Annotated in this window: 11 protein-coding genes; 9 read left to right on the top strand and 2 right to left on the bottom strand. The window is 39.6% G+C overall.

From position 1 onward, the window contains the following. Positions 1-39: 39 nt before the first annotated feature. The gene (locus ACH0AK_RS03535) at positions 40-1926 is read left to right on the top strand and encodes a beta-glucoside-specific PTS transporter subunit IIABC (RefSeq protein ID WP_023520008.1); all 1887 of its coding nucleotides are present in this window, start codon (positions 40-42) and stop codon (positions 1924-1926) included. Positions 1927-2172: 246 nt separating this feature from the next. On the opposite strand, the gene ACH0AK_RS03530 is transcribed toward ACH0AK_RS03535, so the two are convergent. Further along, on the bottom strand, positions 2173-3078 hold the full coding sequence (locus ACH0AK_RS03530) for a MurR/RpiR family transcriptional regulator (RefSeq protein WP_023520007.1): 906 nt from the start codon (positions 3076-3078) through the stop codon (positions 2173-2175). A 305-nt stretch (positions 3079-3383) separates the two neighbouring features. Between ACH0AK_RS03530 and ACH0AK_RS03525 the strand changes: the two genes are divergently transcribed. The 5 genes from ACH0AK_RS03525 (at position 3384) to ACH0AK_RS03505 (ending at position 9655) form a co-directional block, all read left to right on the top strand. Then, complete coding sequence (locus ACH0AK_RS03525; protein WP_023520006.1) at positions 3384-4784, top strand: 6-phospho-beta-glucosidase; 1401 nt, start codon at positions 3384-3386, stop codon at positions 4782-4784. 5 nt (positions 4785-4789) lie between these two features. Next, the gene (locus ACH0AK_RS03520; protein WP_023520005.1) at positions 4790-6223 is read left to right on the top strand and encodes a 6-phospho-beta-glucosidase; all 1434 of its coding nucleotides are present in this window, start codon (positions 4790-4792) and stop codon (positions 6221-6223) included. 143 nt (positions 6224-6366) lie between these two features. Next, on the top strand, positions 6367-7302 hold the full coding sequence (gene trxB, locus ACH0AK_RS03515) for a thioredoxin-disulfide reductase (RefSeq protein ID WP_023520004.1): 936 nt from the start codon (positions 6367-6369) through the stop codon (positions 7300-7302). 260 nt (positions 7303-7562) lie between these two features. Next, positions 7563-9290, top strand: coding sequence for a phospho-sugar mutase (locus ACH0AK_RS03510; RefSeq protein ID WP_010734953.1), 1728 nt, complete (start codon positions 7563-7565; stop codon positions 9288-9290). A 65-nt stretch (positions 9291-9355) separates the two neighbouring features. Then, a complete protein-coding gene (locus ACH0AK_RS03505) occupies positions 9356-9655 on the top strand; it encodes an ArsR/SmtB family transcription factor (RefSeq protein ID WP_010734954.1) in 300 nt (99 codons plus the stop codon). Between the two features lie 228 nt (positions 9656-9883). Here the strand turns inward: ACH0AK_RS03505 and ACH0AK_RS03500 are convergent, their stop codons facing one another. Next, positions 9884-10741 carry a pyruvate, water dikinase regulatory protein gene (locus ACH0AK_RS03500; RefSeq protein WP_010734955.1) on the bottom strand — a complete coding sequence of 286 codons (858 nt, stop codon included), beginning with the start codon at positions 10739-10741 and terminating at the stop codon, positions 9884-9886. Positions 10742-10832: 91 nt separating this feature from the next. Between ACH0AK_RS03500 and ACH0AK_RS03495 the strand changes: the two genes are divergently transcribed. The 3 genes from ACH0AK_RS03495 to ACH0AK_RS03485 all read left to right on the top strand — a co-directional run bounded on the left by ACH0AK_RS03495 (position 10833) and on the right by ACH0AK_RS03485 (position 12075). Next, entirely contained in the window at positions 10833-11261 is a 429-nt protein-coding gene (locus ACH0AK_RS03495; RefSeq protein ID WP_010734956.1) for a Fur family transcriptional regulator, read from the top strand. A 164-nt stretch (positions 11262-11425) separates the two neighbouring features. Then, positions 11426-11602 carry a 30S ribosomal protein S21 gene (gene rpsU / locus ACH0AK_RS03490; protein WP_002356740.1) on the top strand — a complete coding sequence of 59 codons (177 nt, stop codon included), beginning with the start codon at positions 11426-11428 and terminating at the stop codon, positions 11600-11602. 26 nt (positions 11603-11628) lie between these two features. Beyond that, the gene (locus ACH0AK_RS03485) at positions 11629-12075 is read left to right on the top strand and encodes a GatB/YqeY domain-containing protein (RefSeq protein ID WP_010734957.1); all 447 of its coding nucleotides are present in this window, start codon (positions 11629-11631) and stop codon (positions 12073-12075) included. Positions 12076-12140 lie beyond the last annotated feature (65 nt).

The following is a 12140-nucleotide window of genomic DNA, read 5'->3' as shown; positions in this document are numbered from 1 at the left end:
TTGGCTAAACCTTCAATCAAACAATTGGAGGAAAAGAACATGGGAAAATACCAAGATTTAGCAAAAGAAATCGTGAAATATGTTGGAGGAAAAGAAAATATCAGTAGTTTGACGCACTGTGTGACTCGCTTGCGTTTTCGGTTAAAAGACGAAAGTAAAGCAGATGACGAGACATTGAAGAATATGGATGGTGTCGTGACCGTCATGAAAAGCGGTGGGCAATACCAAGTAGTCATTGGTAATCATGTACCAGACGTATATGCAGATGTATTAAGTGTAGCAGGGATTTCAGAAGATGCGGAATTAGCCCCTGCGAAAGGCAATATATTTAATCGTTTGATCGATATTTTAAGTGGTTGTTTCCAACCCTTCTTAGGAGCTTTAGCAGCTGCCGGGATGGTCAAAGGATTGAATGCATTATTTATCTTTTTAGGATTTTATGAGCAGACTTCCGGAACTTATATCATGTTAAATGGGATCGGTGATTCGATCTTTTATTTCATGCCAGTTATTCTAGGGTATACAGCAGCTAAAAAATTCAAATTGAATCCAATGGTCGGCATCGTCATCGGTGCAGCCCTTGTCTATCCGACCGTGCAAGGTCCCGCATTACAAAGTAGTTTTGAAGCAGCCAATCAAGGTGCTGCAGCGCCGCTTAGCCTTTTAGGATTACCTGCATATGAAAGTTTCTTGGGTATTCCCTGGGTAGGAGCTTCTTATACATCAAGTGTCATTCCTGTCATCTTTATCATTGCTTTTGCCGGACAAGTCCAAAAATTTGCGAAGAAGATCGTTCCAACAGTTGTCCAAACATTTGTTGTTCCTTTTATGGTCTTATTGATTGCTCTACCGATCGGCTTTTTGGTGATTGGCCCAATCGTTAGCTTGTTAACAGAGTGGTTGAGTGCAGGTTTCCAAGCATTGATGGATTTTTCACCAGCATTATATGGTGGGGTTCTAGGCTTCTTCTGGCAAGTATTAGTTATCTTCGGTCTACATTGGAGTATCATTCCTTTGGCGATCATGCAGTTGGCACAAAATGGCTCAAGTCAAATGCTTGTAGGTGTTTTTGGGGCAAGTTTTGCACAAACCGCCGTGGTATTAGCAATGTACTTCAAGTTTAAAGACAAGAAAATGAAAGCCTTATGTATGCCTGCCTTTATCTCAGGAATCTTTGGTGTGACAGAACCAGCCATCTATGGAATCACTCTACCTAAAAAGACCCCGTTCATTTATTCAATGATTGGTGGGGCAATCTCTGGTATCTATTTGATGATGAGTGGTACGACAAGTTATACAATGGGTGGATTGGGCATCTTCGGAGTGGTCAACTTCATTAGTGGTAGCGATGCAAGTGGCATGTACAATGCCTTTATCGGTATCGCAATTGCAGTAACAATCGGTTTTACTTCGACTTTCTTGTTCTGGAAAGATACCGAAGAAGTAGTGTCTGAGAAAAAAGAAAGTAAAATCAAAGAAATCGTCAAAACACCGATCCAAGGTGGTATTGCATCTTTAAGCGAAGCAAAAGACCAAGCATTTGCTAAAGGCGCGTTAGGACGAGGAATCTTGATCTATCCAGAAAAAGGGGAAGTCGTTTCACCATTCGATGGGACAGTGATGACGTTATTTCCTTCAAAACATGCGATCGGTTTAGTTTCTGAAAGTGGATTAGAACTGTTGATCCATGTTGGGTTAGACACTGTACAATTGGAAGGGAAACATTTTGAGTCTTTTGTGAAACAAGGGGATAAAGTGAAACAAGGAGACGTCTTATTGCGATTTGATATCAATGCGATCGAAAGTGAAGGCTATAGTGTAGAAACCCCTGTCATCATTACCAATTCAGCAGATTACCTCGATATCGTCGAGAATCAATCGAAGATCGTGACGAATGGGGATGAGTTGATCACAGCGTTGACTTGATGAGTTCAAAGCCCTTTAGATCAAGGTTTTAGAAAGTTAGCTTAGTGTTAAAAAGCATTTTTCCACAGGAGAATGTTTCTAAGTACCTGATTCCAAAAAAAGTCGTAACATCCGAGGGTTTCCTCTCATATTTTGGATGTTACGGCTTATTTTCTTAGAAGTTCAGCTATTTAATTAGAGAGTAAATTTCAAGGAGCAACTTTGTTCTGAACGAATCTTTCTGATCGTTCCCGCTATAAAAGTAGACTAATCGCCATCTTCGATTGAATCGGTAAATAGTTCTTCTTTCATAATGGATGAACTGATCTGCCGTGTATCGACTTTTTGCCCGACTTCGATCAAATAATCGAGGTTCTCACGATAATGTTCAGCAAAGACACAACTATATAACACATCCAACAAATAGGAGATCGACGTATTGATCGTGAAACTACTGATTTTTGAGTACAATCGTTCACGTGTTGTCAGGCGTAATACCACATCGCTCGCTGTGGACAAACTGGACTCACCGATGCTCGTCAACGATAAAATCGGCACATTTTTTTCTTTCAAAATTTCAGCAGTCCGAAGCATCATCTGATTTTCTCCCGTATAAGAGATCAAGATCGCACAGTTTTCAGGCTGACAATTGTAGGCATCGTAATAGGACTCGCCAGATGTGGGCACGATGGTCACTTCTTGTTTGATCCGATTCATTTTCAATTTGAATGATTGAGCAATCAATGTGTTGGTATCACTCGAAAATAATACGATTTTATTCGATCGCAGCAGAAGTTGCTTTGCTTGTTGGAGATCGTCGTGCATCAACAAGGATAACGTATCTTGGATCGTCATACGTTCAAGTGCCGCAATCCGATTAGCGATCGTCATGATGCCTTCATTTTCGGAAAAAGGGAGATTGGCGTCCACTTCTTGAAAGTTTCCTTGTAGATATTCTGTTTCAGCAATGAACGCATCTCTAAAATCCACCCATCCGTGAAAACCCATTTTTTTGGCGATCCGAATCAAAGTAGAAGGATGGACATAGCAAGTTTCAGCAATTTGTTGAATCGTTCGATCGGCCAGAGTTGTTTCATTGGCTTGGAGAAAACGGATGACTTCGCTTTCTGAAGGTGAAAAGTTGATTTGTTTAAGCTTTTCCTTTAATAGCATAATTCGATCCTCTTTTTTACGTTTTTAGTTAAAAATATGTAAAATAATTGTAAACGGTATTATTTAGTGTGTCAATGAAACAAAAAAAAGAGAAGTAATTCCTTTACTCGTTTATTTTGATTGAAAAATTAGGTTTTATTTGGATTTTCTCATTATTTTTCTTTTTGTTATGCGCAATAAATTTACAAAAAAATGCAAGAATATCGAGCATTTTGTAAATGGTTATTCAAATTGGTTAAAAAGTATTGTGACTTTTATTTACAAAAATGATAATGGAGTTGTAAAAAAGAAGAAGGAGTGAGTGTATGAATCAAGGAATCAAGATCGCGACAATTGGTGGCGGAAGTAGTTACACACCGGAACTAATGGAAGGATTCATCAAACGTTACGATGAATTGCCGATTCGTGAAATCTGGTTAGTCGATATCGAAGCTGGGCGTGAAAAACTAGCGATCGTCAGTGAAATGGCCCAACGGATGTGGGATGCTTCTCCATATGACGTGAAAATCTATGCCACCTTAGATCGCGAAGAAGCATTGAAAGATGCGGACTTTGTCACTACACAATTTCGGGTCGGTCAATTGGATGCTCGTGTAAAAGACGAACGCATTCCAGCGTACTACGGCATGTTAGGCCAAGAAACCAATGGAGCTGGGGGAATGTTCAAAGCATTTCGTACGATCCCAGTCATTTTAGCAGTAGTTGAAGACATGAAACGCCTCTGTCCGAACGCTTGGTTGATCAATTTCGCTAATCCAAGCGGTATGGTGACTGAAGCAGTCGTTCGTTATGGGAAATGGGACAAAGTGATTGGATTGTGCAATGTACCAGTAATGGCAATGATGACAGAGCCAGTCATGATCAGTGAAAAGAAAGAAGAGTTGATTTATAAATTTGCTGGGCTGAACCATTTCCATTGGCACAAAGTAGCGGATGCAAAAGGAAATGATCGTACAGAAGAGTTGATTGAACAACTTTATGCGGAAGATAACGGGTTGCCAAAAAACATATTCGATGTGCCATTCTTTAGAGAACAACTCGATCAGATGAAAATGATTCCTTGTGGCTATCACCGCTATTACTATCGTGAAGAAGAAATGTTGGAGCATGCGTTGGAAGAATACCACACGATCGGAACGCGAGCACAACAAGTCAAACAAACAGAAGCGGAATTGTTTGAGCTATACAAAGATCCGCAACTCGATCATAAACCAGAACAATTACAACAACGAGGTGGTGCCTATTATTCGGATGCTGCGTGTGAAACGATTGCTTCGATCTATGGCAATAAAGAAACTCAAATCGTTGTCTCAACGAAAAACAATGGGGCAGTGCCTGATCTACCAGCAGACTGTGTCGTTGAAGTAACAGCGTATGTAGGCGCGCAAGGAGCAAGAAGTGTTGCTTTTGGTTCATTACCTACAGCAGAACGTGGCTGGTTACAAGTGATGAAAAATATGGAGTTGTTGACGATCGAAGCAGCTGTCACAGGTGATTACGGGACGGCGTTACAAGCATTTACGATCAACCCATTAGTTCGTTCTGGTAAAACAGCAAAACGTATGATGGATGAATTATTTATTGCTCATCAAGAGTATTTACCACAATTTAAAGAAGCCATCGATCGCTTAACAGCAGAAGGCATCGAAGTGCAAGATGAATTAGCAAGAGAATTGTCAGAAAAACGTGTAGTGGAAGGAGTATAACAACGATGGGATTTAGAAAAGACTTTTTATGGGGTGGCGCAACAGCTGCCAATCAATGTGAAGGTGGATACGACGAAGGAGGGCGCGGCTTAGCCAATGTAGATGTCGTGCCGATTGGTCCAGATCGTTTTCCAGTGATTACCGGTCAACAAAAAATGTTTGAGTTTGATGACGAACATTTTTATCCAGCAAAAGAAGCGATCGATATGTACCATCACTATAAAGAAGATATTGCCTTATTTGCAGAAATGGGCTTTAAAACCTACCGTCTATCGATTGCCTGGAGCCGTATTTTTCCATTAGGTGATGAGAAAGAGCCAAACGAAGAAGGGTTGAAATTCTATGAAGATGTCTTTAAAGAATGTCAAAAGTATGGGATCGAACCCTTAGTAACGATCACCCATTTTGACTGCCCGATGCATCTAGTCAAGGAATATGGGGCATGGCGTTCGCGTGAATTAGTCGGATTTTATGAAAACCTTTGTCACGTGGTCTTTAACCGTTACAAAGGATTAGTAAAATATTGGTTGACCTTTAATGAAATCAACATGATTTTACATGCACCGTTCATGGGCGCTGGCTTGTATTTTGAAGAAGGTGACAATGTAGAGCAAGTCAAATATCAAGCAGCTCATCATGAGTTACTAGCGAGTGCGATTGCCACAAAAATCGCGCATGAAGTCGACCCTGAGAATAAAGTCGGCTGTATGTTAGCTGCGGGGGCTTATTATCCTTATTCATGTAAACCAGAAGATGTCTGGGCTTCACGCCAAGCAGACCGTGAAAACTACTTCTTTATCGATGTGCAGTCAAGAGGAGAATACCCAGCATATGCACTAAAAGAAATGGAACGCCAAGGCATCGAGATCAAAATGGAACCAGGAGACTTAGAGTTATTGAAACAACATACTGTTGATTTTATTTCATTCTCTTATTATTCTTCTCGTGTTTCAACAACCGATCCAAAACTATTAGAACAAACCGCAGGAAATATCTTTGAATCAACGAAAAACCCTTATTTAGAAGCAAGTGAATGGGGCTGGCAAATTGACCCATTAGGTTTACGGGTAACCTTGAATGATATTTATGATCGTTATCAAAAACCATTGTTTATTGTCGAAAATGGTTTGGGCGCGGTAGATACTCCGGATGAGAATGGCTATGTGGAAGATGACTATCGCATTTCATATCTTGCTTCACACATCCAAGCGATGAAAGATGCAGTCGAATTAGATGGTGTTGATCTTTTAGGCTATACGACTTGGGGATGTATCGATCTAGTTTCTGCTGGAACTGGTGAAATGAAGAAACGCTATGGTTTTATCTACGTTGATCGTGACAATGAAGGCAATGGTACATTGAAACGAACAAAGAAAAAATCATTTGATTGGTATAAACAAGTGATTGCTTCGAATGGTGAAAATCTAGCGAACAAATAGGATAGAATAAGAATGTCTATTGTTTTTGTCTATCGATTTCGAGTATAATATATCTATTCGAAACTCGTAGGCAGAACAATAGACTTTTTGTGTGATTGGCTGTAAAGTAGGCTTACTTGATTTTAAAACGGAGGAATCTACATATGTATGATGTAATCGTAATTGGTGCAGGACCTGCTGGCATGACCGCTGCTTTGTATGCTTCAAGATCAAACTTATCAGTAGCGATGATCGAACAAGGGGCACCTGGTGGGCAAATGAACAACACCGCAGAAGTAGAAAATTATCCTGGATTTGATTCGATCATGGGGCCAGACCTTGCGTATAAAATGTATGAAGGTGTTTCACGATTTGGAACTGAAAATGTCTACGGTATCGTCCAAGATATCAAAGATCATGGCAACTATAAAGAAGTCATCTGTGAAGACAAAAGTTACGAAGCAAAAACAGTCATCATTGCAACTGGTTGTATCCATCGTAAACTAGGAGTACCAGGCGAAGAAGAATATGCTGGACGTGGCGTTTCTTATTGCGCGGTTTGTGACGGTGCATTTTTCCGTGATAAACGCTTAGTCGTGATCGGTGGTGGCGATTCTGCAGTAGAAGAAGCTGTGTATTTGACACAATTTGCTTCAGAAGTCGTTATCGTTCATCGTCGTGATGAACTAAGAGCGCAAAAAATCATCCAAGATCGCGCATTTGCGAACGAAAAAATCTCATTTGTTTGGGATACGATCACTGATGAGATCATCGGAAATGATATGGTCGTTACTGGTGTCAAAGGGCACAACGCAAAAACAGGGGAAGAAATCGAATTAGCAGCTGACGGTGTGTTCATCTACGTTGGACTAGATCCATTAACTGAACCTTTCCGCAAAGCAGGACTCACGAATGCTGCTGGCTGGATTCCAACAGATCAAGATATGCGTACGAATATGCCTGGTGTGTTTGCTATTGGCGATGTGCGAGAAAAAGATCTACGCCAAATCACCACAGCAGTAGGCGATGGCGGGATTGCTGGACAACAAGTGTATAAATACTTGGAAGCATTAGAAGAAACGCCAAACGCTCAAGGATAACTAATGATTTAAAAAACGAAAGGTGTCTGGGACATTAGTCCTCATGTGCCACCTAAAACCGAATAAACGGCGGGAACAGAAGTAACCTCTTCGGAAATAAGGCGCCATCCACAAAAATTTGAAGAACAATTTTCGTGGATGGCGCCTATTTCTCGAGGCTGAACACTTCTTTCCTGACCTCTTTTTCTTATGCTTTGCTATCTAAATAGAGAATGCTATACTTAGAAAGGAATATATTTTTAGAAAGAGGTGTCAGCTTCATGTCTTGGAAACAAGTTTACGAGCAATGGGCAACTGAAGAATCATTAGAAGAAAATTTAAAAAAACAATTAAAAGAATTAAGTGAAAATCCTGAAAAATTAGAAGATGCGTTCTACGCACCTTTGGAATTTGGTACAGCAGGAATGCGCGGGATCTTAGGACCTGGAATCAATCGAATGAACATCTATACTGTACGTCAAGCAACAGAAGGGCTTGCACAATTTATGGATGAACAAGGAGCAGAAACAAAAAAACGTGGGGTAGCGATTGCTTATGATTCACGTCATCAATCGCCAGAATTTGCAATGGAAGCGGCAAAAACTTTAGCGCAACATGGTATTCCATCTTTTGTATTTGAAAGCTTACGACCAACCCCAGAGCTTTCATTTGCGGTTCGTCATCTTAACGCATTCGCTGGGATCATGGTTACAGCTTCTCATAATCCAGCGGCATATAATGGCTATAAAGTCTATGGCGAAGATGGTGGACAAATGCCGCCTGCTGATGCAGACGCATTGACAAAATATGTACGAAACATCAGCAATCCATTAAAAGTAGAAGTTTTAGCAGAAGAACAAGCAAAAAATAGTGATTTGATCACGATCATCGGCGAAGAAATCGACCAAGCGTACTTGGAAGAAATCAAAGCAGTGACGATCAATCATGAATTAGTAGAAACATTAGGGAAAGAATTGAAGCTAGTCTTCACGCCGTTACACGGAACAGGCAAAATGTTAGGTGAGCGTGCGTTGACTCAAGCGGGATTTGAACAATTTGTCTTGGTTCCTGAGCAAGCAGTCGCTGACCCAGACTTCACCACAGTCAAATCACCAAATCCAGAAGAACACTCTGCTTTTGAATACGCAATCCGTTTAGGCGAAAAAGAAGGCGCAGATCTATTGATTGCTACTGATCCAGATGCCGATCGTCTAGGTGCAGCTGTACGCTTGCCAGACGGTTCATACAAAGTATTGACTGGAAATCAAATCGGCGCTTTGCTTGTCCAATATATCCTAGAAGCTCACAAAGAAAAAGGAACACTGCCAGAAAATGCGGCGGTCTTGAAATCAATCGTTTCAAGTGAACTACCGACAGCAATCGCTAGACATTATGGTGTAGAAATGATGAACGTTTTGACTGGCTTCAAATTTATTGCTGAAAAAATCCAACAATTTGAAGAAACCAAGGCGCATACATTCATGTTTGGTTTTGAAGAAAGCTACGGTTATTTAGTCAAACCATTCGTTCGCGATAAAGACGCGATTCAAGCACTATTATTATTAGCAGAAGTTGCTGCATTTTATAAAAAACAAGGTAAGACCCTTTATGATGGGTTACAATCGATTTTTGAAACGTATGGCTATTATGCAGAAAAAACAATTTCAGTCACAATGAGTGGGCAAGAAGGTTCAGCGAAAATTGCAGCACTGATGGAGAAATTCAGAAAAGATGCACCAACTGAATTTGCCGGAGAAAAAGTTTTACAAACAGAAGATTTCAAGGCACTGACAAAAACAGATGACCAAGGAAATGTAGAAAAACTAACGACTCCACCTTCAGATGTATTGAAATATACACTAGAAGAAGACGGTTGGATCGCGATCCGTCCTTCTGGAACGGAACCAAAAATCAAATTTTATATTGGTGTCAAAGGTGATTCAAACCAAGCAGCACAAGAAAAAATTGCTGCACTTGAAGCTAGCATCAAATCAATGACAGAAGAATAAACAGTTGAGACTGACGAAAAAAGTGGTACACTTTAGTAGTCAGTCTTTTTTTGGAGGTGAATCGTTTGTCGGGGAATCAAAACATTAAAGTAGAAAAAGTGAGTCAATTATTCAAGGTATTAAGTGATCCGACACGTTTGAATATTTTACTTTATTTAAAAGATGGTGAAAAAAATGTGACGTCGATCAGTCAATCTGTTCAAATGGAACAATCGGCTGTGTCTCATCAATTACGGTTGTTACGTGAAAACCACGTGGTGAAATCACGACGTGAAGGAAAAACGATCCTTTACAGTTTAGATGACTTTCATGTATTAGATATTTTAGAACAAACGATCAAACATGTAGAGCATCAAAAAAGCTAACTAAAGTCATTAAAAAAGGATTTGAAAGTGTCTGGGACATTGGTCCTCTTGTACCACCTAAAACCGAATAAACGGCGGGAACAGAAGTAACCACTTCGGAAATAAGGCGCCATCCACAAAAATTTGAAGAACAATTTTCGTGGATGGCGCCTTATTTCTCGAGGTTGAACACTTCTGTCCCGACCTCGATCAACTCCTATTTTTATCATTTAAAAAGATAATAAAAAGCTATTTCTCTTCCGAAGTTTCTGTGCCGTAATAGCTATGGTCTTCCAGCTCTAACTCATTCAATATCAATGATGCTGTTTCTTCAATGGAAAGAGAAGCAACATTGATGACGACACACCCTAATTTTTCATAAAGTTCATTGGCAAATTCCAATTCTGCACGAATTTTTTCGATATCGGAGTACGCAGTATCTGGATTCAGGCCATATGAACGCATGCGTTCTTTACGAATGTTATTTAAAATATCAGGGTTATTTGTTAATCCAACAATCTTCTTCGGATCGATTTCCCACAACTGTTTAGGGATATGTGCTTGAGGTATCAGTGGGAGATTCGCTACTTTTAAATTTTTATTGGCTAAAAACAAACTTAATGGTGTTTTAGAAGTTCTGGAAACACCAAGTAAGACGACATCGGCTTCCAAAAAACCTCGAGGATCTTTTCCGTCGTCATATTTCACCGCAAACTCCATCGCTTTGATTCGTTTGAAATAATTTTCATTCAATAAGTGAAGTGCCCCTGGTTGACGTGTCGGTTTGATGCCAGTCAAGCGCTCGATTTCTGCAATTGGCGGGGTCAATACATCAAAGCTGTATAATTTGTTTTTTTGACAAAATTCATTTGTTAAATCCACCAATTCTTGGTTGATCAATGTATGGAGAACTAATGCTTGTTCTGACAATGCATCATTTAGTGCGCGTTGCAACGTCTCTGGATCAGTCACAAAAGTTCGTCGAAATAAACTAAATTCGATAGATGGATATTGCGCCATTGTGGCTTGGGCTAATTTTGTTGCTGTTTCACCTGCAGAGTCTGAAATGACAAAAAAGGTGACGACTTCATTTGATTCGGCAGTCATAAATAAAAAACCTCGCTTGCTTTTTTTTTAGGTTTATTATACCATACTCGAGTGTACATACTTCGTAATCATTTTGATTTGGGGGATAATGATGAATAAACAAACATTGATCGAACAATCTTTAGAAACATTGAAAAATAACGGGTTCAAATACACGAAAAAGCGAGAAGCATTACTCGCATATTTAATCAAACGAAATCGTTACGTCTCTGCAAAAGAAGTCTTTGACTACATGAGTCAGGAATTTAAAGGAGTCAGCTATGATACGATCTATCGTAATTTACATGACTTTTCAGAGTTAGATCTTTTGGAAGAAACGGATCTAAATGGAGAAATGAAATTCCGTTTTCATTGTTGTCAAGGCGAGATTGGGCATCATCACCACTTCATATGTACCGTTTGTGGGACGACAAAAGAAATCCATATGTGTCCAATGAATTATTTTGAAGAACAACTCAGTGGGTGTACCATTGAAGGGCATCGCTTTGAGATATTTGGTCGCTGTGAGAGCTGTCAATAATAATTTTCAATAAAATAACAGGTGATTATTTAAAAAAATCATAAGATTCTCTTGACGGTCAAAACTGCTTTAGCTATAATGTTTATAGAACAGTCTTGTTTCTTGAGATTAACATTTCAATAACAATTACGGTTACTTTTTAAGCTCGGAGGGAGGGAATTAATATGTCAAAAACAGTCGTTCGCAAAAACGAATCACTTGACGATGCTCTTCGTCGCTTCAAACGTTCCGTGTCAAAAGCGGGTACTTTACAAGAATCTCGTAAACGTGAATTCTACGAAAAACCAAGTGTAAAGCGTAAGAAAAAATCTGAAGCAGCTAGAAAACGCAAAAAATTCTAGTTCTTTGATGAATTGGAGTTGGTAGTGTGTCACTACTAAGTAGATTGAACGATGACATGAAGACAGCGATGAAAGCTAAAGATAAAGAATCTTTACAGGTGATTCGTATGATCAAGTCATCTATACAAAACGAGCAAATTAAAGAAGGTCACGACTTGACAGAAGAAGAAGAACTAACAGTGTTGTCTCGCGAAATGAAACAACGCCGTGATTCTTTGCATGAATTCGAGGAAGCTGGACGTGACGATTTAGCTGAAAAAGTGAAAAGTGAAATTGTGATAGTCGAAAAGTATATGCCAGAGCAACTTTCTGAAGAAGAAATTCGACAACTTGTTCAAGATGCGATCACGCAAACAGGTGCTTCATCTGCAAAAGAATTTGGTAAAGTCATGGGAGTTATCATGCCTAAAGTCAAAGGAAAAGCTGATGGAAATCAAGTAAATGCTATCGTAAAAGAACTATTGCAGTCTTAATCTTAGCAAACGAAACTACGGACGCGAAAGTGTCTGTAGTTTTTTTGTGTTCATTAAAAGAATAG

This window comes from Enterococcus pernyi (genome assembly GCF_045371165.1).
GTDB classification, from domain to species: domain Bacteria; phylum Bacillota; class Bacilli; order Lactobacillales; family Enterococcaceae; genus Enterococcus_B; species Enterococcus_B pernyi.
This window is presented reverse-complemented; position numbering and strand designations above follow the sequence as displayed.

Bases quoted from the DNA above. Each gene is read 5' to 3' on its own strand.
- ACH0AK_RS03535 (WP_023520008.1), top strand. From the start codon at position 40: ATGGGAAAATACCAAGATTTAGCAAAAGAAATCGTGAAATATGTTGGA.
- ACH0AK_RS03530 (WP_023520007.1), bottom strand. From the start codon at position 3,078: ATGCTATTAAAGGAAAAGCTTAAACAAATCAACTTTTCACCTTCAGAA.
- ACH0AK_RS03525 (WP_023520006.1), top strand. From the start codon at position 3,384: ATGAATCAAGGAATCAAGATCGCGACAATTGGTGGCGGAAGTAGTTAC.
- ACH0AK_RS03520 (WP_023520005.1), top strand. From the start codon at position 4,790: ATGGGATTTAGAAAAGACTTTTTATGGGGTGGCGCAACAGCTGCCAAT.
- trxB (WP_023520004.1), top strand. From the start codon at position 6,367: ATGTATGATGTAATCGTAATTGGTGCAGGACCTGCTGGCATGACCGCT.
- ACH0AK_RS03510 (WP_010734953.1), top strand. From the start codon at position 7,563: ATGTCTTGGAAACAAGTTTACGAGCAATGGGCAACTGAAGAATCATTA.
- ACH0AK_RS03500 (WP_010734955.1), bottom strand. From the start codon at position 10,741: ATGACTGCCGAATCAAATGAAGTCGTCACCTTTTTTGTCATTTCAGAC.
- ACH0AK_RS03495 (WP_010734956.1), top strand. From the start codon at position 10,833: ATGAATAAACAAACATTGATCGAACAATCTTTAGAAACATTGAAAAAT.
- rpsU (WP_002356740.1), top strand. From the start codon at position 11,426: ATGTCAAAAACAGTCGTTCGCAAAAACGAATCACTTGACGATGCTCTT.